General features: G+C 35.8%; 22 protein-coding genes and 1 pseudogene. 21 read left to right on the top strand and 2 right to left on the bottom strand.

The features are described 5' to 3' along the window. Window positions 1–29 precede the first annotated feature (29 nt). The 5 genes and pseudogenes from UFO1_RS20670 to UFO1_RS25870 all read left to right on the top strand — a co-directional run. Window positions 30–650, top strand: coding sequence for a sugar transferase (locus UFO1_RS20670; protein ID WP_038673896.1), 621 nt, complete (start codon window positions 30–32; stop codon window positions 648–650). A gap of 15 nt (window positions 651–665) precedes the next feature. Continuing rightward, a complete protein-coding gene (locus UFO1_RS24620) occupies window positions 666–1,559 on the top strand; it encodes an NAD(P)-dependent oxidoreductase (RefSeq protein ID WP_071842043.1) in 894 nt (297 codons plus the stop codon). 15 nt (window positions 1,560–1,574) lie between these two features. Beyond that, window positions 1,575–2,675 carry a glycosyltransferase family 4 protein gene (locus UFO1_RS20660; RefSeq protein WP_201771040.1) on the top strand — a complete coding sequence of 367 codons (1,101 nt, stop codon included), beginning with the start codon at window positions 1,575–1,577 and terminating at the stop codon, window positions 2,673–2,675. Window positions 2,676–2,782: 107 nt separating this feature from the next. Then, complete coding sequence (locus tag UFO1_RS20655) at window positions 2,783–3,958, top strand: glycosyltransferase (RefSeq protein ID WP_144390908.1); 1,176 nt, start codon at window positions 2,783–2,785, stop codon at window positions 3,956–3,958. Between the two features lie 41 nt (window positions 3,959–3,999). Further along, a pseudogene (locus UFO1_RS25870) lies at window positions 4,000–4,301 on the top strand (integrase core domain-containing protein); the annotation flags it as partial. A gap of 361 nt (window positions 4,302–4,662) precedes the next feature. Here UFO1_RS25870 and UFO1_RS26260 read toward each other — a convergent pair. Further along, a complete protein-coding gene (locus tag UFO1_RS26260) occupies window positions 4,663–4,752 on the bottom strand; it encodes a helix-turn-helix domain-containing protein (RefSeq protein ID WP_071842041.1) in 90 nt (29 codons plus the stop codon). A gap of 190 nt (window positions 4,753–4,942) precedes the next feature. Between UFO1_RS26260 and UFO1_RS24170 the strand changes: the two genes are divergently transcribed. The 11 genes from UFO1_RS24170 (at window position 4,943) to UFO1_RS20595 (ending at window position 18,114) form a co-directional block, all read left to right on the top strand. Further along, window positions 4,943–6,346, top strand: coding sequence for a hypothetical protein (locus UFO1_RS24170; protein WP_051789035.1), 1,404 nt, complete (start codon window positions 4,943–4,945; stop codon window positions 6,344–6,346). Beyond that, window positions 6,315–7,586 (top strand): glycosyltransferase, encoded by a 1,272-nt coding sequence (locus UFO1_RS20640; protein ID WP_038673894.1) that lies wholly within the window; start codon window positions 6,315–6,317, stop codon window positions 7,584–7,586. The genes UFO1_RS24170 and UFO1_RS20640 overlap by 32 nt, the downstream gene beginning before the upstream one ends. Before the next feature lie 643 nt (window positions 7,587–8,229). Beyond that, entirely contained in the window at window positions 8,230–9,582 is a 1,353-nt protein-coding gene (locus tag UFO1_RS20635) for a lipopolysaccharide biosynthesis protein (protein WP_038673893.1), read from the top strand. A 2-nt stretch (window positions 9,583–9,584) separates the two neighbouring features. Beyond that, window positions 9,585–10,616, top strand: a complete 1,032-nt coding sequence (locus UFO1_RS20630) for a nucleoside-diphosphate sugar epimerase/dehydratase (protein WP_305809523.1) — start codon at window positions 9,585–9,587, stop codon at window positions 10,614–10,616. After that, on the top strand, window positions 10,613–11,722 hold the full coding sequence (locus tag UFO1_RS20625) for a capsular polysaccharide biosynthesis protein CapF (protein WP_038673892.1): 1,110 nt from the start codon (window positions 10,613–10,615) through the stop codon (window positions 11,720–11,722). The genes UFO1_RS20630 and UFO1_RS20625 overlap by 4 nt, the downstream gene beginning before the upstream one ends. A gap of 5 nt (window positions 11,723–11,727) precedes the next feature. Then, window positions 11,728–12,852, top strand: coding sequence for a non-hydrolyzing UDP-N-acetylglucosamine 2-epimerase (wecB, locus tag UFO1_RS20620; RefSeq protein WP_038673891.1), 1,125 nt, complete (start codon window positions 11,728–11,730; stop codon window positions 12,850–12,852). Window positions 12,853–13,306: 454 nt separating this feature from the next. Then, window positions 13,307–13,573 (top strand): sugar phosphate nucleotidyltransferase, encoded by a 267-nt coding sequence (locus tag UFO1_RS24165; RefSeq protein WP_144390907.1) that lies wholly within the window; start codon window positions 13,307–13,309, stop codon window positions 13,571–13,573. 31 nt (window positions 13,574–13,604) lie between these two features. Next, window positions 13,605–14,975: a UDP-glucose/GDP-mannose dehydrogenase family protein gene (locus UFO1_RS20610; protein WP_038673890.1), complete on the top strand. Its 1,371-nt coding sequence runs from the start codon at window positions 13,605–13,607 to the stop codon at window positions 14,973–14,975. Between the two features lie 9 nt (window positions 14,976–14,984). After that, complete coding sequence (locus UFO1_RS20605; RefSeq protein ID WP_371256734.1) at window positions 14,985–15,989, top strand: GDP-mannose 4,6-dehydratase; 1,005 nt, start codon at window positions 14,985–14,987, stop codon at window positions 15,987–15,989. A 264-nt stretch (window positions 15,990–16,253) separates the two neighbouring features. After that, window positions 16,254–17,636: a mannose-1-phosphate guanylyltransferase/mannose-6-phosphate isomerase gene (locus UFO1_RS20600; RefSeq protein WP_038673888.1), complete on the top strand. Its 1,383-nt coding sequence runs from the start codon at window positions 16,254–16,256 to the stop codon at window positions 17,634–17,636. Between the two features lie 274 nt (window positions 17,637–17,910). Continuing rightward, window positions 17,911–18,114, top strand: coding sequence for a hypothetical protein (locus UFO1_RS20595; RefSeq protein WP_038673887.1), 204 nt, complete (start codon window positions 17,911–17,913; stop codon window positions 18,112–18,114). Between the two features lie 138 nt (window positions 18,115–18,252). Here the strand turns inward: UFO1_RS20595 and UFO1_RS20590 are convergent, their stop codons facing one another. After that, window positions 18,253–18,582, bottom strand: coding sequence for a helix-turn-helix domain-containing protein (locus UFO1_RS20590; RefSeq protein WP_038673886.1), 330 nt, complete (start codon window positions 18,580–18,582; stop codon window positions 18,253–18,255). A gap of 130 nt (window positions 18,583–18,712) precedes the next feature. Between UFO1_RS20590 and UFO1_RS20585 the strand changes: the two genes are divergently transcribed. From UFO1_RS20585 to UFO1_RS20565, 5 genes are all read left to right on the top strand, one after another. Beyond that, complete coding sequence (locus tag UFO1_RS20585) at window positions 18,713–18,928, top strand: helix-turn-helix domain-containing protein (RefSeq protein WP_038673885.1); 216 nt, start codon at window positions 18,713–18,715, stop codon at window positions 18,926–18,928. A 99-nt stretch (window positions 18,929–19,027) separates the two neighbouring features. Beyond that, entirely contained in the window at window positions 19,028–19,207 is a 180-nt protein-coding gene (locus UFO1_RS20580) for a hypothetical protein (protein WP_038673884.1), read from the top strand. 287 nt (window positions 19,208–19,494) lie between these two features. Next, entirely contained in the window at window positions 19,495–20,880 is a 1,386-nt protein-coding gene (locus UFO1_RS20575; protein WP_038673883.1) for a phosphomannomutase/phosphoglucomutase, read from the top strand. Between the two features lie 163 nt (window positions 20,881–21,043). Then, entirely contained in the window at window positions 21,044–21,964 is a 921-nt protein-coding gene (gene galU / locus UFO1_RS20570; RefSeq protein WP_038673882.1) for a UTP--glucose-1-phosphate uridylyltransferase GalU, read from the top strand. Window positions 21,965–21,997: 33 nt separating this feature from the next. Then, window positions 21,998–23,476 carry a hypothetical protein gene (locus tag UFO1_RS20565; RefSeq protein WP_038673881.1) on the top strand — a complete coding sequence of 493 codons (1,479 nt, stop codon included), beginning with the start codon at window positions 21,998–22,000 and terminating at the stop codon, window positions 23,474–23,476. Window positions 23,477–23,482: the final 6 nt, after the last annotated feature.

The raw sequence follows: 23,482 nt of genomic DNA, 5'->3' as shown, positions 1-23,482 counted from the left end.
TCTTACATGATTTAATTAGAGGTGTTTTTGTGAAACTTTACCCAGTAATCAAACGTATATTGGATTTAATATTATCTCTCATAGGGATTTGTATACTTTGGCCACTTTTTTTGCTTATTGCAATCTTAATTAAACTAGGTACAAAGGGACCAGTGTTTTTTAAGCAAAAACGGATAGGCAAGAATAAACAAGAATTCTACATATTGAAATTTAGAACCATGAGGACAGATACTCCTAAGGATATGCCTACTCATATGCTACAAAATCCTGATATGTTCATAACTAAGATAGGTGGTTTTTTGAGAAAGACAAGCTTAGATGAGTTGCCACAAATTATCAACATATTAAAAGGTGAAATGAGCATCATTGGACCAAGGCCAGCTTTATGGAATCAATATGATTTGATTGAAGAAAGAGATAAATATGGAGTTAATAATTTCTATCCAGGTTTGACTGGTTGGGCGCAGATTAATGGTAGGGATGAATTGCCGATTAATATTAAGGTTGGGTTTGATGTGGAATACGCTGATAAAATGAGCTTTCTTTTTGATGTTAAAGTATTCCTAAAGACGATGTTTTATGTGCTTAGAAGTGAGGGAGTTAGGGAGGGAAGCAGGCAACCTAATACAAATTCAAATTATAATAAATAGGGCTGGGGGATTCTTATGTTATTAGTTACAGGGATAACAGGCCATACAGGAAGATATTTTTTGCAAGAGTTGATTGACCATAAGTATGAGGATACTATCCGTTGTGTAGTTAGAGCAAATTCAGACAAAAAGATGATTGAGAATAGCGGGTTAAAAATAGAGATGGTTGTCGGAGACTTAAATGATACTAAATTCCTAGATACTTGTTTAAAGGATGTTACTACTGTCCTACACATTCCTAGTATACGATATTCCCTCCATATCGTTGAGGCTGCAATCAAAAACAATGTACCAAGAGCAATCCTCGTGCATACCACGGGGATTTATTCAAAATTTAAGGCGGCATCTGGTGAGTATAAAATAATCGAGAAGAATTTGCAGGATATTGCGAAAAACCAGCAGGTGAAAATTACGATCCTGCGTCCTACGATGATATATGGTGATTTATGTGATCACAACATTAGTAAATTTATTAAGATGTTAGATAAATTGAGAATGTTTCCAGTAATTGACCATGGAAATGGCTTAATTCAGCCGGTTAATGCTAGAAACCTAGGTAAGGCTTATTATAGCGTACTTACGTTACCCATCGAGAAGGCAAAAGAAGAATATATTCTATCTGGTGAGAAACCGATTACAATGCTTGAGGCTTTCAAATTGATAAACATTAATTTAGGCAAAGAGACAATTTTTATTAGTGTTCCTTCAAAAGTAGGCGTTTTCTTGGCAAGATGCATGAAGGGTATTACATTCGGTAAAGTTGATTATATAGAAAGAGTTCAAAGAATGAGTGAGGATCGATGTTTCTCGCATGAGGAAGCAATGAAAGATTTTAATTATAAACCAATGTCCTTCGAGGATGGAATAGAAATAGAAGTTAAGGAGTACTTAAAATTGCAGAATCGATAGTGTAAAAGGAAGTACATGATGATGAATAAGAAAATATTGATTTTATCAAATCATTTTATAACTTTATATTCCTTTAGAAAAGAACTTATCAAAAAGTTAGTAGAAGATGGCAATGATGTATATATCTCAATGCCTAAATCTGATGAAAACGGATTCTTCAGTGAGATGGGATGCAAAATAATAGAAACACCTGTTGATCGCAGAGGAATTAATCCTTTCAAGGATTGTAGCTTGCTTTGCACTTATATCAAAATTATGCAAGAGCTAAAGCCGGATATTATTTTTTCATATACTATTAAGCCGAATATATATGGTTGCATCGCCTCTAACCTAACTAAGAATATTCAAGTTAGCAACATTACTGGAACGGGTGCAACCTTTTTGAAGAAGAATGTTGTTAGTACAATAGCAAAGATGCTGTACAAGATTTCAGTTAAGAAGTCCTACAAAGTGTTTTTCCAGAATAGTGGTGATAAAGACTATTTTGTGCAGAACAAGATGATTGGTAATAATTATAAAGTGCTTCCTGGTTCCGGAGTCAACTTGGAACAGTATACTGTATGTGAACTACCTCCTGACGACGAAGTAAATTTCATTTTTGTTGGTAGAGTAATGAAGCTTAAAGGCATTGACCAGTATCTTGAATGTGCAAAGACAATTAAAGAAAAGTATCCACAAACTAACTTCTACATCGCGGGATTTGTTGAAGAGGGTAGATACAAAGAAATACTTGATACTTACCATGAGCAAGGTGTCGTGAATTATATAGGATTTCAGAAAAATATCAAGCCGTGGATTCAAAAATGCCACTGCACGATATTACCGTCTCATGGCGGTGAGGGAGTACCTAATGTGCTTTTAGAATCTGCAGCTATGGGTAGAATTTGTATTGCTACAAAGATCAATGGGTCTAAAGATGTTATTGACGATGAAGTAACTGGATATTTATTTGAAACTAGAGATGCACAAAACTTAATTAATAAAGTTGAAAAGTTTTTAAAGCTAGATTATGAAGCTAAAAAGCGGATGGGGTTGGATGGTAGGAAAAAGGTTGAGAATGAATTTGATAGGCAGATTGTAATAAATAATTATTTAAAGGAAGTGCAATTTTATTAAATATTTAATTAAGATGTTTTCTAGGTTATAATTCGATTTATCGTTTCACCCAAAGAAGTGAGCTTCTAGTGGAATGGTATAAGAAAAATATTATAGAGGTAGAAAATATGAATAAGGAAACGGTTTTATACTTTGGGGGATTTGAACTGCCTGATAAAAATGCCGCAGCACAAAGAGTAGTTTCTATATCTAAATCGTTACGGGATATTGGTTATAAAGTTGTTTTATACGGGTTGAACAAGGAAATATCTAGTCCTCATGCAGTAGAGCGTAAAAGTAATATAATAGGCATTGACATGAAAGAATGGGGTTATCCCAGAAGTGTGAGGGAATGGTTTTTTCGATTAAGTTCATGTAAAAAAGAGATTGAGATAATAAAAAAAACGCCAATGTTGAAGGCGGTTATTTGTTATAATTACCCTGCGGTAGCACTATGGAGACTTAATAAATTTTGCGTGACAAACAATATATACTTAATTGCTGATGTGACGGAGTGGTATCCTCCATCAAAGAAAAAATTCCCGTTAAATATAGTGAAAGATGTAGATACGTATTTGCGAATGAAGTACGTTCAGACAAGACTTCAGAAGATTATATGTATTAGCAAATACCTTTATGATTACTATAAAGATAAAGTGCCCAATTGTATTTTGATTCCAGGAACTATAGATAAAGAAGAGGGAAAGTGGGGCAGTATACCTGAATATGTTCCTAACATTGCTCCCACCTTGGGCTATGCAGGAAATCCAGGTGTAAAATGTGAGAAGGAACGCATAGATTTATTAATAACTGCTGTGTGTGATCTAAATGAAAAAGGATACTTTTGTCAACTAAAATTAGCTGGGTTTGATCAAGCATTATTTGAAATTGAATATCCATATATTGCAAATAACGTATTCTATAGAAAATGCATACATTATTTGGGTAAATTATCGCATAAAGAGTGTTTGCATTTAATAAGTAGTGTCGATTACTCAGTTATTATAAGAGAAGACACACGTATGACAAGAGCTGGCTTTCCAACGAAATTAAGCGAAAGTTTTGCTTGTGGTACACCAGTTATTACAACGCCTTCTAGCAATATTGCTGATTTTGTTATAGATGGAAAAAATGGAATGGTTACAAAAGATTTTTCTTATGAAGCGCTTGTTCAAACGATAAAAAGAGCAATTACTGTCAATAAAAATGAAATGAAAGACATGTGTAGATTTGTACAGGAGAATAATACACTGGATTACAAAAAATATACTGATACTATAGCGAATTTTATCCGGTTAGCTTAAAAAGGTAGTAAGAATGAGTGGAATTTTTATAAATGGTTTGTAGTATTCTTCACTCAGATCGTGGCAGTCAATATTGTTCAAGCGATTATCAACAGATACTAAAAAACGAAAGTTTGTTTGCAGTATGTCCAGAAAGGGAAACTGTTGGGATAATGCTCCAATGGAATCATTCTGTGGGAAAATGAAATATGAATGGCTCATTGATTATCAGTTTAAAACACGAGATGAAGAAAAATCAGCAGTATTTGAGTATGTTGAGATTTTTATAACCGACGAAGGTTACATGCTTCCAATCATTACCCTTACGCCTGAAGAATATTATTTAGGAAGAATCGCTGATTAAGTCATTATTTAAAAAATTTAAGCAATTCTATGAAATATTAAGAAATTCGTTGATTTTATGTGTATACACAATGGGGGACACCGCAACAGAGTTAAACTCTGTGCTTGAACACATGAATCGAGCAATAGCACGCTGGGCACAACGCGAGTATAGGCAACAATTTGCCAGACTTAACCACCAAGTATTCAAATGGCTTGAGAAGATAGCCAGAAGAGAGCCTAAGTTGTTGGTGAAATTCCAACGGTCTACTAAGATAGCGGTCTCTTCCTTTAATTCAGCAATTTCCTTACGTAGCTTACGCAATTCATCATCAGATTCGTGAAGGTGATCACTTCCAGGAAATGCTTGAGTACCATGCTCACTAAACTTGCTCATCCACTTGAAGAGTATTGGGACTCATATCAAGTTCTCTAGCGACCTCAGTGACAGAATTGCCACTTTCTTTTAACACGTTTTACAGCCATGATGTTATTCTATCACGAGTTCAGTGTTTCCACATAATCGCAGTAAGGTCAAGTTTTATGTTTTATATAATAAAAACAATTTTTTCTCGTGCATCAAAGTAACATACTCAGTAAGCAGACCAATACCATAAACGGGCGTCGTTCCGTTTTGGAATTTATAGAAGTGGTGAAAATGATATGCATAAAAACAAATCAACAAAATGTGATGAATCTTGCTTGGAAAAAGTTAAATATCCAATTAAGAAAGTAAATAGATTAAATACACCTTTGAAATTGTTTGTCGGCTATATTTTAATAACATTAGTTATTAATTTATATGGTCCATGGGAATACTTGAATTTTAATAAGTTATATGTAAGTAATTTTATATTCACATATTTAGTATCTACAATAATAACATATTTAATTTTTGTTAAAACCAGTAAGAGTGTAAGATTTGTTATTAGTAATAATACAAAAAACCTACTAGTGTGGAGGAACGGAATAAAAATCACAAATAAAAGTATCGTATTATCTATGCTTTTATTTGTAATTATGATATTAATTAAAATCAGTGAGATTGGTTTACCAACTACAAATGATATATTCATAACTATGGCAGAGGCATATAGTAACAAAAAAGATATAGGAATGGAATTAAATAGAAGTGGATGGCTTTTTGCATATTTTTCAATAGTATATGTTATAACTGTAATTTTAGGAGCTTATTATTTTAGCTCTTTAAATAAAATTTATAGAGTATTGTATGTTACTGTCTTACTACTTTCAGTTATTTATAATATTTTATATGTTGGTAATCAAAAAGCGCTAGGGGATATAATTATATATATAGCTTCCGTAGCATTTATTAAGTTCTGTCAGTCTGGTAAAAGAATAAATGCGAAACAAATGTTATTAATCTCTATTAGCATTTGTGGATGTCTTTTATTATTTGCAAGTATATTAGATTCTAGGATGAGATTATGGGGAGTTGAGTATTATTCAGTTGGGGGTAGAGCAACCCTAAATATCGACAATTGGATGTTGTCTTTATTTGATGATGATCTAAAACTTGGAATTGGTACATTCCTTTACTATATATCTCATGGATACTATGGTCTTTCACTTTGTTTAGACTTACCCTTTGTTTGGTCTTATGGATATGGAAGTTCTTTTGCAGTGAAAGAGTTGTTTAATATGATAATACCATTATCGGATAATTTTATTGCTTCTTATCCTATAAGGATGGAAGCGGAAACTCATTGGGATGCTTATTCTAATTGGCATACGATATTTCCTTGGCTAGCCTCTGACTTTACTTATGTCGGAGCAATAGTTTTTCTATGTATGGTTATGATTATATATGCTTTAAGTTGGAATAGAATTTTAAGAAACGGTCACTGGGTAAATATATTAATGTTTTCTAATATTAATATTCTGTTATTATATGTACCTGCAAACAATCAATTATTTCAAACAAGAGCTTCAGTAATTGTTACAATACTAATTTTATTAGTTTGGCTATTTAATCATAATGTTGATACAACACAGAATAGGGAGGAGGGCAAATATGAAAAGTCAAAAAAGAGTATTAATAATTAATGGACATAGTGCATATGAGAATAACTCAACAAGTATTACTATCAAAAGTATTATTTCATCTTTTGATAGTAATACTTTACTTGAATTATATTATTATCCCATAAATAATTATAGTGATGAAAATTGTGTGATTAAATCAATTCAATTAAACTCGAAAACAAAATGGTTATACTCTTTAATTAGGAAAGTTTATACTGGAAAATTAAAAAATGAAATAAATAATAAAATTGTTAATAGCGAAATAACAAATAAAGTAAGCAATTTGCATAAAGTAAAAAATCTACTATTAGCTATTAACGACTATTTACCAATATATATGAAATATAATAAGAAAGAAATAGAACTAGTTGATCAATTTAAGCCAGAAATAATATATACATTAGGGTCAGCTATATTTCCGTTAGAGGTTTCTTTATTTTTTTCTAATAAATATAATATACCTATTGTTTTACACCATATGGATAATTGGAGAGAAACTAAATATAATGATTCTTATTTACTTAGGCCTTGTAGAAATAAACTTATTAAGGTTCTAAACAGTGTAGAATCGGTTATGAACTGCGGAATGACTATTAGTGAAGAAATGGCAGACTATTATAGTAAAATATCAAAAAAGAAATATGTTGCTTTAATGAATACCGTTCCCAATTTGAATATATCTAGTCAAAATAAGTTTGAAAATAATCAAATTAATATTGTTTATGCGGGTGGATTACATTTAGATAGATGGAAAGTATTACTTGATTTTGAAAATGTGATAAAAAAAATTAATAGAGAAGATAAAGTAATTATATTACATATATTTACAAAGGAAACAGATAAAGAAAAATACGAAAAAGTTTTTAATAAAGAAAATACTAAATTTCATGATTTTATGCCTCACAACAAAGTCTTTAAAATATATGAAATGGCAGATATACTAATTCATGTGGAATCATTTGATGCTGAATTAATTAAATTTACAAAGTATTCATTATCAACCAAAATACCAGAGTATATGTCAGCAGGTAAACCTATTATTTGTTATGCACCAAAAGATATTGCTGTCTCAAAGTATGTTAATAAATGTAATTGTGGATTATCAGTTTCCAATACCGATGAATTGTATAATGGCATAAAGGTATTATTGGAAGATGATATATTAAGAAAAGAAATGTCGAAAAATGGAATAAGGATTTCCGCTGAGAAACACTCTGAAGAATATAAGGATAAAATTATAAAAGAAGTTTTGGATTATTAATATATGGAATTAAAGGAATTTTGTAATTTTTGGAATGGGAAAAAATGGACTGTTTTAACAATTAAGGATTTGGAAATATCTGATGTTTTTCCTATTTAAAGATAATGAATATTTGACTTACGGATGAGTAAACCGTAAGTTTCGAGCAGGGCGATGGTGGAAACTCAGAGGAAACATCAATGCTAAAGATCAATTTGTCCTGAAGTATAGACATCGCAAACACAACTTTTCTCACAGAATGAATCAGAGCATTCACTACATGAAGAACGTCCACAACCTTGCATTTGGAACGAATATCACCTGGAGGTGCCTCTAACAAGCTAAACATCGAATCGTTCTTGTGTAGTGACACGCTTTTTAACGGATAATGCCTTGTAGTTGAAGGGGCCAGGAGGAACGCACATCCATCTCTTTGATAAGTGAGAATATAGCACGAAGTTTAGTAGGCTTTCATTAAAAGAGTCTCTGATTCATCTGAGCAATAGAATTAAAGTTGCAAAAGAAGGTTCGGGCAGGGGTTATTTGCATGGCCTATATTTATCTTGCAAGAGGGTGATGTAATTAGATGTCTATGTACTAGCAGAATTTCGTGGCTCTAGAAAGTTACACTATATAAAAAATAGTAATGAAGGGTAATTATTTAATGATAGATGGATTGATTAAATTTAAACGTTTGGAAGGAATTAACAAATCAATATTTATTAATTCTGTAGCAGCATTTGTTGTAAGGGGATTAGCATTGATCGTGTCTCTTTTTACAATGCCGGCTTATATGAAGTATTTTGAGAATCAGGAGATATTAGGGCTTTGGTTTACGATGATTTCTGTTTTATCATGGATTTTGACATTTGATTTAGGTATTGGAAATGGATTACGTAATAGGCTTGTAAGATATTTAATGGAAAATGATATGAAAAGCGCAAGAATATACATATCTTCTTCATATATAATATCGAGTATTTTAGCAATTATAGCATTTGTTTTAGGATATCTTATATTTCCTTTTATTAGCTGGAATAATGTGTTTAATATTTCATCTGATCTTGTTTCTTCACAAGTACTTTTAGAAGTTATTATATTACTGTTTTCTGGAATGTTATTGCAATTTGTACTTAAATTAATATATTCGATATTTTATGCTTTGCAAAAATCAGTGATCCCTAATGTTCTTTCCTTAATTTCTAGCGTTCTATTGCTTACTTTTGTTATTTATTCAGACTCCGGAAGCATGGAAAATAATTTGAAATTACTGGCAAAAGCTAACATTGTTTTTACTATCATCCCTCTTTTTATGGCAACAATTATTGCTTTTTTAACGGAACTTAGATTCTGTATACCTAGTGCAAGGTCTTTTAAAATTGATTATGCAATTGACGTTATGAAACTTGGCGGTGTTTTTTTTTGGCTTCAAATTATGAGCTTGCTTCTTACTGGTACAAATGAATTCTTAATAGCATGGTTTGTGGGAAATGAATATGTTGTTGAGTATCAAATTTATAGTAAATTATTTTCTTTAGTAGGAACAATTTTTACATTAGCTTTAACGCCTATTTGGTCGGCCGTTACTAAAGCCTTCTCACAGGATGACTTTATATGGATAAGAAAATTATACAAAAAACTAAAATTTGTAGTTATTGTATTTATTATTGGAGAGTTTGTATTAATATCTTTGTTACAATTTATAGTAAATATATGGCTCGGCGAAAATACAATAAAAATAAACATTATTTATGCATTGATTTTTGCAGTATCAGGAAGTTTATATATTTGGCATAGTGCAATAACAAGCATTGTAAACGGAATAGGAAAATTAAAAATACAATTTATATGGTTGACACTAGGCGGTCTTATTAACATTCCGGTTGCATATATACTGTTTCAAATGACAGGAAGCTGGATTTCAATCGTTGGTGCAAACATAATTTCGTTAATTCCTTATTGTGTAATTCAGCCTTTATATATAAATAAATACTTGAAACTAGAAAAGGAGAGGTAAGAATGACAATGTTTAAAAACAAAAATTTACTAATAACAGGTGGTACAGGCTCTTTTGGGAATGCTGTGCTTAACCGCTTTTTAGAAACAGATATAAAAGAAATTCGAATTTTCTCTCGTGATGAGAAAAAACAAGATGATATGCGCCATAAATATAATAATGATAAGATCAAATATTACATAGGTGATGTACGTGATCTTGCAAGTATAAAAAATGCTATGTATAGCGTGGATTATGTTTTCCATGCTGCAGCATTAAAACAAGTGCCATCATGTGAATTTTTCCCAATGGAAGCAGTCAAAACAAATGTAATTGGAACTGAAAATGTATTAACAGCCTGCATTGAAGCAGGTGTAAAAAAGGTAATCTGTTTATCAACGGATAAGGCTGCATATCCTGTAAATGCCATGGGTACATCTAAAGCGATGATGGAGAAGGTATTTGTCGCGAAAGCTAAAACTGTAGATACAGAGAAAACTCTTATCTGTGGAACACGATATGGCAATGTAATGTGCTCAAGAGGATCTGTTATTCCTTTATTCATAGAGCAGATTAAAGCGGGACAACCACTAACGGTGACAGAACCAATAATGACTCGTTTCATCATGAGTCTAGAAGAAGCTGTAGAGCTTGTTATTTTTGCTTTTGAGAATGCTGAGAGTGGAGATATCATGGTTCAAAAAGCACCTGCAACGACTATTGAGGTATTAGCTCAGGCTGTTAAAGAATTATTTGAAGTAGAGAATGAAATTAAGGTTATTGGTATTCGTCATGGTGAAAAAATGTATGAGACATTACTTACCAATGAAGAGTGCGCAAATGCGATTGATATGGGTAAATTTTATCGTGTGCCTGCTGACAAACGTGATCTGAATTATGATAAGTACTTTACGGATGGAAACCAAGAAAGAACAAAATTAACCGAATTTAACTCCAATAATACACAACTTCTTACAGTAGAACAGACGAAAGAAAAATTGTTGTCTTTACAATATATTAGGCATGAGTTGGAAGCTTGGAGGAATCGAGTATGAAAATTCTAGTTACAGGTGCAAAAGGTTTTATAGGAAAAAATCTTATTGCCGAATTAAGAAACCAAAAATATACTGATGTTTTAGAATATGATACAGAAACAGATCCATCACTTCTTGATAGATACACTGAAAAATGTGATTTCGTTTTTCATTTGGCGGGGATTAATCGTCCCCAAAAGAAAGACGAATTTATGGAAGGAAATTTCGGTTTTACTTCTACTCTACTTGATTCATTAAAAAAGAATAATAATAAAGCTCCAATTATGATCTCATCTTCAACACAAGCAGCATTAGATAATCCTTACGGACAAAGTAAAAAAGCTGGTGAGGAGTTATTGTTCTCTTATAATAGAGAAACTGGAGCAAAAGTACTAGTCTACCGATTCTCTAATGTATTTGGTAAATGGTGCAGACCTAATTACAACAGTGCAATTGCTACATTCTGTAATAATATTGCGCATGACTTGCCTATTCAAGTCAATGATCCCAGTGTTGTTATGAACTTAGTTTATATTGATGATGTGGTGGAAGAATTGATAAATGCACTAAAGGGTAAAGAAAATAGAAAAGTTGACTTCTGTGAGGTCCCAGTCTCACATACTATTACACTTGGTGAAATTGTAGATTTAATTAAATCATTTAAAGAAAACCGAAAAACATTAAATGTTCCTTGTATGGCCAATGAGTTTGAGAAGAAATTATACAGCACATATTTAAGTTATTTACCTACAGATCAATTCAGTTATCCGCTAAAGATGAATGTAGATGATAGGGGCTCATTTACAGAGATCATTCGGACAATGGACAGAGGACAGTTTTCAGTTAATATCGCAAAACCGGGTATTACAAAGGGTAACCACTGGCATCATACAAAGAATGAAAAGTTTCTTGTAGTCAGCGGTAAGGGATTAATTCGTTTTAGGAAGATCGATACAGAAGAAATCATTGATTACTATGTGAGTGGTGACAGAATGGAAGTGGTGGATATACCGACAGGATACACTCATAACATTATTAATGTAGGCGATACTGATTTGGTAACATTCATGTGGGCCAATGAGGCATTTAATCCTGAAAAGCCAGACACCTATTTCTTGGAGGTATAAATCTAATGAAGAAACTTAAAGTGATGACCGTTGTAGGAACAAGGCCAGAGATTATTAGGCTATCAGCTGTTATCAATAAATTTGAAGAATCAGAAGCCATCGAACACATCCTTGTCCACACAGGACAAAATTATGATTATGAACTAAATGAAGTATTTTTCAAGGACTTCAAATTAAAAAAACCAGATTATTTTCTTAATGCAGCTACTGGAACTGCAGTAGAAACAATTGGAAATATATTGATTAAAATAGATCCTATCATGGAAGAAGTAAAACCAGATGCTTTCTTAGTGCTTGGGGATACCAATAGCTGTTTATGTGCAATTGCAGCTAAGAGAAGACATATACCTATTTTTCATATGGAAGCAGGAAATAGGTGTTTTGACCAAAGAGTACCTGAAGAAACAAATAGAAAAATTGTTGACCATACTGCAGATATAAATTTAACTTACAGTGATATTGCTAGGGAGTATCTTCTAAGGGAAGGATTACCTGCAGACAGAATTATCAAAACAGGAAGTCCAATGTTTGAAGTTATCAATTCTAGGCTAGATGATATAGAAAAGTCAGATGCATTAGAGAGACTTAATTTAAAAGAAGGACACTATTTCGTAGTGTCAGCTCATAGAGAAGAAAATATAAGCTCAGAAGAAAATTTTTTTAATTTAGTGGACAGTTTAAATGCCATAGCAGATAAATATAGAATGCCAGTTATAGTAAGTACACACCCTAGAACAAGAAAAATGATAGAAACAAAAGGTGTGGAATTTAATCCATTGGTCCAGACAATGAAACCATTAGGATTTAATGATTATGTTAAGCTACAGATTAAATCAAAAGCGGTTCTTAGTGATAGTGGGACAATTAGTGAAGAGTCATCAATACTTGGATTCAGGGCACTAAATATAAGACAAGCACACGAAAGGCCAGAGGCAATGGAAGAAGCAACCGTTATGATGGTAGGATTAGAAAAAGAAAGAATTTTACAGGGCTTGGAGATACTTGAGACTCAACAGAAAGATACGTTAAAACATGTATCAGATTACAGTATGCCTAATGTATCGGATAAGGTACTTAGAATAATATTATCTTATATAGATTATGTGAATAGAGTGGTTTGGGGAAAATAACAATTTAAAAGTTTATATAAGCTAATTAATTCTTTTCAGACTATGTAAGAAACAGGACGATAGGAATCACATTTCATCAAACGCACAATATTATCATCTTTAGATGATCTTAAAGGCCAATACGAGAGACTATGGTCAGTAATACTTCCGTATTTTAATCTTCGGGATTAGAAACTGTGTATGAAAGATTGTTATTAAAATTTAAGATTCGGTATCTTGATGCAGAGATTTCGGTTGATTAAATTCTCCTTACGCATCTGTCCATTAGGTGCCTATGTAGATCACCAACATGGATTGGTTACCGGAATGGCCTTGCAGGCCAGCGTCAACTTGGTGTCTTATCCCAATCATGAGGGTTATTTCGTGGTTTTAGTGCATTTATCAACGGAAGCCTGCCGATTGGCGGTTCGCTCCAGCGAACTGGGGTAATTGAGATAGATAATCAACATAAGGTATAGTTTTTGAAGAAAAACCGCTATATCCGAAGTCGAATCTAGTGGCTCCGCCGTTTTATATCTATAAAAGGGGGGCGCTACCATTGATAAGAAAATACCTCGATGAAGGTAATAATCCTGATGCACTGGGGAATTTTATCCCTTGGCTGATTACGTATAAGGATGTATACGCTTATCAGTTTGAAGGCAGACGTTACGATATTGGGACATTGGAATCCTATCAACAAGCTTGCCGAGCTTCTTCTAATGATGAGGGAAACTTGTAATTATTTTAATATTTTTTTGGGGGGGCTTAGATTGAATACAGTTTCAATTATAGGCACAGGGTATGTAGGATTAGTAACGGGAACCTGTTTATCTGAATTTGGTATGCAGGTTACCTGTATGGACGTAGATCAAGGTAAGATTAATCGATTAAAACAGGGTGAAATTCCTATCTATGAACCTGGTCTGGACTCATTGGTTCAGAAAAACTACAAGGCGGGTAGAATTAAGTTTACTACTGATATAAAAGTAACGGTAGAGGATTCAAAAACTATCTTTATTGCTGTCGGCACGCCGCCCCAAGAAGACGGTTCTGCTGACCTGCAATATGTTCTTGCAGTAGCGAAGGCGATCGCTGAGAATATGAACAGCTATAAAGTGATTGTTGATAAGAGTACGGTGCCGGTGGGAACGGGACAAAAGGTGAAGAAGGTGATTCAGGAAGTTCTGGATCAACGTGGCGTAGATATTGATTTTGATGTGGTATCCAATCCGGAATTTTTAAGAGAGGGATCGGCAGTTCGAGATTTCATGCATCCCGATCGAATCGTCATCGGTTCGGAGAGCGAAACAGCGAAAAATGTCATGAAGAATATTTATAACGTCTTGTATCTGATTGAAACCCCCTTCGTTTTTACCAGCATCGAAACTGCCGAGCTCATCAAATATGCCGCTAATGCCTTTTTGGCCACCAAGATCACCTTTATTAACGAAATCGCTAATTTGTGCGACATCATCGGTGCTGACGTTCATGATGTGGCTAAGGCGATGGGATTGGATGGACGTATCAGTAAATATTTCTTGCATCCAGGACCCGGTTATGGTGGTAGCTGCTTTCCAAAGGATACGAAAGCGCTAGTCAATATCGGGCAGCAGTATGACGTAAATATGAGTCTGGTAGACACCGTAGTAACGGCTAATGAAAATCAGAAAAAGCATATGGTCTACAAAATAGAAAGAAAAATGGGAAATTTAGATGGTAAAGTCTTTGGAATATTAGGACTGGCTTTTAAACCTCAGACAGATGATATGAGGGATGCTCCATCCATTACAATTATAAAGGAGCTGTTAGCAAAGGGAGCTACGGTCAGAGTATATGATCCTGTAGCAATGGAAAATGCGAAGGTTCATGGATTTGAGGATATTAAAAGCATCGAGAGTATAGAATTATTGAAAATGTTAGGCGTTATTAATGTACCCATAATATATTGTCAGGATGAGTATGATGCTGTTGATGGTGTGGATGCTATCGTTATCTTGACTGAGTGGAATCAGTTTAGAAGTTTGAATTTGACGAAAATTGAGGACCTAATGCAGGGTAATTATTTCTTTGATTTCCGCAATATCTATGACCGAAAGCAACTTGAGGAACTTGGTTTCATTTATGAAGGTGTAGGAAAATAGCGAGAAGAACTGGGGGTAATTATACTGAGTACAATAGTAGTAACCGGTGGCGCTGGATTTATCGGCTCTCATCTTTGCGAAGCTTTATTGAGAAGAGGGGATAAGGTTATTAATATTGATAACTTTAATGATTTTTACGACCCTCAAATCAAAAAGGATAATGTTAAAGAAACGATAGAATATATAAAGAAAAATAACATCGCCCCAAGCATGTATATTGTGAAAGAAGGCGATATTAGAGACTTAGAATTTTTAAGAAGCGTGTTTGAAGAACATGCTGTAGATGCCATTGTCCATTTAGCCGCTTATGCTGGTGTACGTCCATCTATTCAGAATCCCGTACTCTATACAAGTGTCAACATAAACGGGACGGTAAATATGTTGGAAATCTGTAAAGAATTTAGTATCAAAAATTTTGTATTCGCGTCTTCCTCTTCCGTATATGGGAACAATAAAAAAGTTCCTTTTTCTGAGGATGATATAGTGGATTACCCAATCTCACCATATGCAGCGACAAAAAAAGCGGGAGAATTGATGTGTCATACATACCATACCTTATACGACATTAATGTAGCTTGCCTAAGATTTTTTACAGTTTATGGTCCTAGACAAAGGCCGGATTTAGCAATTCATAAATTTACTCGACTTATAACCGAAGGAAAGTCTATTCCCTACTATGGAGATGGTACTACAGAAAGAGATTATACTTATATCGATGATATTATAGATGGTATTACGAAAGCGATTTCCTGGGCTGGCGAAGGCAATGGAAAATTTGAAGTATTTAATCTAGGTGAGTCGAACACGATAAGTTTAAGTAGGATGGTCAAAACAATTCAAGAAACAACGGGTAAGAAGGCTAATCTAGACCGGTTGCCAATGCAGCCTGGTGATGTGGATAGAACCAATGCAGATATTACCAAGGCAAAGCAGATATTAGGATATAATCCGACTATGGATTTTGAAGAAGGAATAAAAAAATTTGCAAATTGGTTTTATAAAAACAAAACATGAACGCTAAGGGCAAAATATAGCTGGACTGTCAGAGTTATAGCTTAATATATGCGTGTTGTCCATGATCAAGTAGGCTCGGCCGATCTTGCAAGGGAAGCGCACTTGCAGCACCCCTCTTAAGAGGGGTTTTTTGTTATAATAACTAAGGTTTTAAAAACGAGTACAGTTCAAAAAACAAAAATAGTCACTAGTATTAAAACAATATTTTTATCTTTAGAACATAGGATATTGTAAAAGCTTTATTGGTTGAAAGGAGCTTTTGCATTGAAAATCATTATTCTAGCCGGTGGTGGAGGTACTCGTTTATTCCCCTTATCTCGCACGTGTTTCCCTAAACAATTTATGAAGATTGGTAGTGAGCATTCTCTTTTATCCCAAACGGTCCTACGGTTTATTCCAGTAGCGAAAACATCGGATGTGGTAATTGTCACGAATCAGGAATATATTCATCATATTAAAGCTGAACTCTTAACCTGTGGGGCGGGAGATGCTCACGTTTTGCCGGAACCAGTAGGACGAAATACAGCTCCAGCGATTGCATTAGCGGCACGGTATTGTATAGATGAATTGGGAGCAACTGATGATGAAGTCATATTTGTTGCTCCCTCAGATCATATTGTTCGCCAAAATGATCTGTTTATTCAAGCAGTAGGGCAAGCGGATAAAATGGCAAAGCAGGGAAATATTGTTACTTTTGGTATTACACCTGATAAACCTGAGACAGGGTATGGATATATTGAAGCTGGTGAGGTTTGTGGTTATGGTTTTGCAGTAAAGTCCTTTAAAGAGAAGCCTAGCCAGGAAGTGGCTAAGGAATATTTGGCAGCAGGAAAGTATTATTGGAATTCAGGTATGTTCGCGGTTACTATCGGGCAAATCATGACAGAGTTCTGCAATCACCAGCCGGAGATTTATCAATTGTCATCTACTAGTTATAGGGACACGTTAGCTCAGTTTGAAGCTATGCCAAATATTTCGATTGATTATGCGATTGCTGAGAAATCTGACAAGGTAGTGACAATTCCTTTGTTGGTCTACTGGAATGATATTGGTTCATGGGATGCAATTTATGATGTGCTCGATAAAGATGCAGCTGGCAATGCGGTAAAGGGTGATTGTATACCTATTGATTGTACAAATACTCTTATGCTAGGACGCAGTCGCCTGATTGCTGGTATTGGTCTTGAGGATCTACTGGTGGTTGAGACGGATGATGTCATTGTAGTGGCAAAGAAAGGGGAATCCCAAAAAGTTAAGGACTTGGTAGGCGAGCTAAAAAGTCGAGGCCGTCGTGAGGCAGAAGAACATACGACTATGTACCGTCCTTGGGGTAGTTACACGGTCCTTGGTGAAGGGCCTGGATATAAGATGAAGAAGATTATAGTAAATCCTGGACAGCGTCTTAGCCTGCAAATGCATTATCATCGTAGTGAGCATTGGATTGTGACGGGTGGTACAGCTGAGGTGACTCTAGGGAATGAGGCAAAGCTAGTCCATGAGAATGAAAGTATCTTCATTCCGTTGTCTACGAAGCATCGTTTAGGAAACCCAGGACGTATACCACTAGAGATTATTGAGGTACAGAATGGCAAGTATCTAGAGGAAGATGATATTGTTCGATTTGATGATGTATATGGAAGAGAATGAAGTTATCAAATCAATAATTTACAGCCGCAGCTTTTGCTGCGGCTGTTTTGCGTTCGTGGGGATGATTTTTATTGATTATAGAAGCATGAGAATAGATTAGGTGTGATTTATGCAGTATTTAAATTCTAAATACTGGTAACACTAGAGCTATTAGGTTATAGAACGTGAAAGTAGAGATTATAAGACGGGAAATTTTACTGCAAAATTGTAATATGGATATTATGCCGAGCATAGATTTATAAAAACAACTATTTTGTATAAGGGGATGTTTCTTGTGGATGAGCAATTAGCTCGAATATCCGAATTAAAACAGTTAATAATAACTGCAGGTTACCATCCTGCTCAGCTGAGTAATATTATTAGAGAAGTCGTTGGTAATACAAGTTTTCCTACTACTTGTGAAAAATGCTCCGAGTTAATCGAAACGTTGGAATACTATTGTGAGTTTGCTAAGAAGTGCCAAAAAATTAAATTATAAAGAATAGAATTAAAGAAAGAATTAAGCATTGATAGTTCTTAGTATAAAATGCTTAATTATATTTTTGATATGTAGAGAATAAGGAGACAAAGTCGTTTTGCGACGTTGTCTCCTTATTATTCTTTTATTAAGTTCTTATTACTTGTCGGAGGAGGTTTTTTTGATGCCATGTTTATAAAGAATAAATTCTTTCGCTATGTCCAGTTCTTTTTTTATATGATCGGGAAGTTTATCTATGTCATCATCATGATGATTAGCTGTAATGGTCTCGTATTCTGAAAAAAAGTCTGATAGGGAGATTTCGAGAGCTTTGCAGATTTTAGCTAAGGTAGTCACAGTGGGAACTTTTTTGCCAGATTCTATCTCACTTAAAGTCGTTTGACCTATCTCAGCTAGTTTATATAATTTGTACTGGCTCCATCCTTTTTGCTGCCTTAGATCAAGGACTCTTTTACCAACATCGTTCATATTATCCACCTTCTATACAACGCTATAGCAATTATAACATAATGAAAAATCTATATAAATATAAGCGCAAAAGCGGTTGACTATTGCTCCTCTAAAGCGGTACAATAGAAATCATCAAGGGGGTGATGACTTGAAGAATTTAGTTAACTTTCGTAAGGCAAAAGGTTGGTCCCAAAAAGAGTTATCGGATAAGGCAGGTGTTTCACAAACCTTCATATCGGAACTGGAAGCGGGTAAGAAGCAGCCGACTGTTCTTATCGCACAGAAACTTGCTACAGCCTTAGGAATCACTTTATCAGAATTGTTAAATGAAGAGTTCGGATCTCCAAAATCGAAAGCCAGTTAAGGAGGTGATGAAAAATCGAAAAGGAAATAGTAAATTCATTTTGTAAGTAATTTCAAATCTCTTTAAACATTGTATTATGGGAGTACTGGGAGGGGAAAAATGATCATCCACGAGTTACTCGTTGTATTGAAAATTTGCATTCATCATACCTATGAGAAGGAAGATGGGAAGAATGAGATAGCAATACTATATTGCAATATGCAGCAGTTAGGGATTGATGGCAATCGTTATGTACAAAGTTTTAACCTGGAGGGGCTAACTAGTAAGTTATTGCATTAAGTGAATCTTCGTATTTGAAGATAGAGGGTAAGGGAATAAAAAGGCATAGGTAATAATACATATAGAAATAGATCTACAGCTGTGGTTTACTGCAGCTGTTTTATTTTGGAAGCAATGTTGGTATAATAAAGACACAAAAATTCTTAATGTGGGAATGGAGTATTTTTTATGCTTGTTCTTGCCGTAGTGGCAGGATAGAGATTGGGGTTTGGCGAAAAATAGTCAATAGATAGATTACTTTTTTTGTAAATAAGGCTAAATTGGCTAGCGATGAGGAGGGCCTTGTATTGTTTAGCGAGATAGCAGTTACAAGAGAGGCTTTTAAAGCCTATGATATTCGTGGTCGGGTGCCTGATGAGCTGAATGAAGAAGTGACTTATCGAATTGGGCGGGTTTTTGTGGAATTGTTTGGGGCAAAACGTGTGGTCGTGGGGCGAGATGTGCGGCTGTCTAGTGAAAGTTTAACGAAAGCATTAGTGCAGGGCTTGACGGACATGGGGTGTGATGTAGTAGATATTGGTTTGTGTGGTGCGGAGATGGTGTATTTCGCTACCTTTCATCTAGGGGTAGATGGCGGAATTATGATAACAGCTAGCCACAATCCCATGGATTATAATGGCCTAAAGCTGGTGCGTAAAGACGCCAAACCGATTAGCGGCGATACAGGCCTAAGGGAACTAGAAGATAGGGTCGTGACTGGTGATTTTTCGCTAGAAAAATGCGCAGGCATAGCCAAAGGTAAGATTGAACCTTATGATGTGATGAAAGAATATGTAGCGCATTTACTAGCCTATGTAGATATTTCTGCCTTGAAGCCTTTAAAGATCGTCGTTAATGCAGGTAATGGTTGTGCAGGTCCAACTCTTGATGCCTTAGAGGCCTTATTGCCTTTTACGTTTATTAAGGTATATCATGAACCAAATGGAACCTTTCCTCATGGTATCCCCAATCCTTTGTTAGTGGAAAATCGGGAGGCCACAGCCAAGGCGGTAAAAGAGAGTGGCGCCGATTTTGGCATAGCTTGGGATGGAGATTTTGATCGATGTTTCTTATTTGACGGGCAGGGAGAGTTCGTTGAGGGTTATTATATAGTAGGTTGTTTAGCGGAAGCCTTTTTGCGTCATTATGCAGGGGCGAAAATTATTCATGATCCTCGCTTGACTTGGAATACTATTGAAATGGTAAAAGAAGCTGGCGGTACTCCTGTGTTATGTAAAACAGGCCATGCTTTTATTAAGGAACGTATGCGCCAAGAAGATGCAGTTTATGGTGGGGAAATGTCGGCTCATCATTATTTTAGAGATTTCGCCTATTGCGATAGTGGTATGATTCCTTGGTTATTAGTCGCAGAAAATATAAGTGTGTCTGGAAAATCTCTATCTGAATTAGTAGGGGAGCGGATTGGGAAATTCCCTGTGAGTGGTGAGATTAATCGCCGCGTGACAGATGCACATAAGGTAGTCGAGGAAATAGAGAAGCAGTTTGTCCTAGAGGGCGCCACTGTGGATCGGACAGATGGGCTTAGTGTAGAGTATCAAGATTGGCGGTTTAACCTCCGAATGTCCAACACGGAGCCATTGCTTCGACTCAATGTGGAGAGTAGGGATAATATGTTGCTGATGCAGGAGAAAACGGCAGAATTACTGGCTTGTATAGAAATGTTAGGAAAATGAATAGGGATTGAAGGACTGATGGAGTAAAAAAATCGAACCACAAAGGCGCAATGCTGCTAGCGCAGCACACAAAGAGGATAAGAATAGACTTGGGTTGTGTAAAAAATCTTTGTGTACTTTGTGTCTTTGTGGTTCAAAAAAATGTAAGGATGGTGCATTATAGATGGTAAGGGGTCATGGAAAAGTTCGTAAGGCGGTTATTCCAGCAGCGGGGATGGGAACGCGGTTTTTGCCCGCGACAAAGGCGCAGCCGAAGGAAATGCTACCGATTGTCGATAAACCTGCCATTCAGTATATTATTGAAGAGGCTGTACAGTCAGGAATTGAGGAAATTCTCATTATCACAGGGCGAAATAAGCGTTCCATAGAGGACCATTTTGACCGATCCGTAGAATTAGAAATGCTGCTAAAAGAACAGGGAAAATACGATTTGTTGAACCTTGTTGAAGAAATCGCTGATGTCACCATACATTATGTACGCCAAAAGGAAGCTAAAGGCCTAGGACATGCTGTGCTATGCGCCAAACAGTTTGTAGGGAATGAACCTTTTGCCGTGCTCTTAGGGGATGATATTATTGATGCCAGCGTACCCTGCTTGAAGCAAATGATGAGTGTCTATGAAGATTGCCCGGGTACAATCTTGGGAGTGCAGGAAGTACCTCAAGATAAAGTATGCAATTATGGGATTGTAAAGCCGCAATTAGTAAAACATAATTTATGGCAGGCTGTGGATTTGGTGGAAAAACCAGCTACTAGCGAAGCTCCTTCCCGTTTGGCGGTACTGGGACGTTATATTCTTCAGCCTGAGATTTTTGATATTCTGGAAAATACGGAGCCGGGTAAGGGCGGGGAGATACAGTTAACTGATGCTCTGCGTACCTTAGCAATAGAGAAGAACTCTGTCTATGCCTATAATTTTGAAGGACGTCGTTATGATGTGGGGGACAAACAGGGGTACTTGGAAGCAACCATTGAATTTGCTTTGAAACGTCCTGATCTGCGGGATAAGTTTTTGCCCTACTTATTAAAGACCGTAGGGTCTTTAGGGTCTAGTAAAGAAAGTAGTGGTGGGGATTGTAAGTAACGTTGGTTAAAATAAATAAGAGGGGGTTATTGCATGAGTAACAAAAAATCTTCTTGTCTAACATTAGCTTCAGGATTCTCTTTTGATTATGGCAATCTATATGGAGATGGAAAGGTAACGTCTAGTGATGTGGAAGCTTTAGCTGAGCGTTTAGTCGCTGCTGAAGAGGCAGTAATACATATGCGTTCTACAGGAGAAGTAAGAGGGCACCTATCTAAAGATGGCACACCAGAGAAGGTACTCTTCACTCAGCTGCCCTATGTAGTAGAGGGCAATCTGAATTCGCCATCCTCTATCGGCAAATTGAAAGAGTTTGGCAAATCTCTGAAAAACCGAGTGGACGCCGTAGTATCTTTTGGGATTGGCGGTTCTTATTTAGGCAATAAGGTATTGTTTGATGTACATTGTGGCGAGTTTTGGAATTCCAAAAGCTTGAAAGAGCGCAATGGATATCCTAAGCTGTATTTTAACGGGAATAATATTGATGCGAGACGGACTGCCGACATGGTAGAACATCTTTTGGCAGAAGCACGATTAAAGGCTGTACATGGTCAATCTGACAGCTATAAAGTCGCCTTAGTAGTTATCTCAAAATCTGGCGGAACCCTAGATACCATGTCTACCTTTATGGTAGTGTATGACGCCTTAAAACGTCAGGCACCTCTATTAGAGATCGAAGTGGTTGCGGTAACGGACCCTGCCGAAGGAGAAAAAGCTACTTTATTGAAGAAGCTAGCTGCAGAGCAAGGTTGGCCTACCTTTAGTGTTCCTGATGGTGTGGGTGGCCGGTTCAGTATTTTTTCTGAAGTTGGACTAGTAACGGCTGCTTGTATCGGTTTCGATATCGATGCCTTTCTAGCAGGAGCCCAGGCTATGGATAAGGTATGTCAGAATGCTGATATATACCAAAATCCTGCAAAACTGAATGCGGCGCTTAAATTTATCGCAGCGGAGAAATATGGCCGAGATATTGAAGTCTTTATGCCTTATGCGGATTATCTAAAATCTGTGGCGGAGTGGTATGTACAATTGTTAGCGGAGTCTTTAGGGAAACGTACCGATCGGGAAGGCAAAGAAGTATTCTACGGACGGACTCCTATTGTAGCGGTGGGAACTACAGATATGCATGCACAGACGCAGCAGCATCAAGATGGTAAAAAGGATAAAGTGGTTCAGTTTGTAAAAATAGCAGAGTGGGAACAAGACGCTGTCATTCCTGATGTGTTTCCAAAGGTCGCAAAACTGTCCGAGATCTCGTCCCTTCGTCTTAGCCAAGCTTTGGATGTAGCGCGGGAAGCCAATGCGCAGGCCTTGATTAATGATGAACGTTTTAATGCTACCTTTGTATTACCGCGTTTGAATGCATATCATTTAGGGGAATTGCTCTACATGCTGGCATTATCTGTAGCGTATGAAGGGGAATTGGCCAATGTAGATGCTTTTGACCAACCAGGTGTAGAAGCGTATAAACGAATCATGGGGCCAAGGTTAACGGCTATGAAAACAAAATAAATCTCT

Source organism: Pelosinus sp. UFO1, assembly GCF_000725345.1.
In the GTDB taxonomy this organism is placed as follows: domain Bacteria; phylum Bacillota; class Negativicutes; order DSM-13327; family DSM-13327; genus Pelosinus.
Note: the sequence above shows the minus strand (reverse complement) of the source record. Positions and strands in the feature narration are given on the sequence as shown.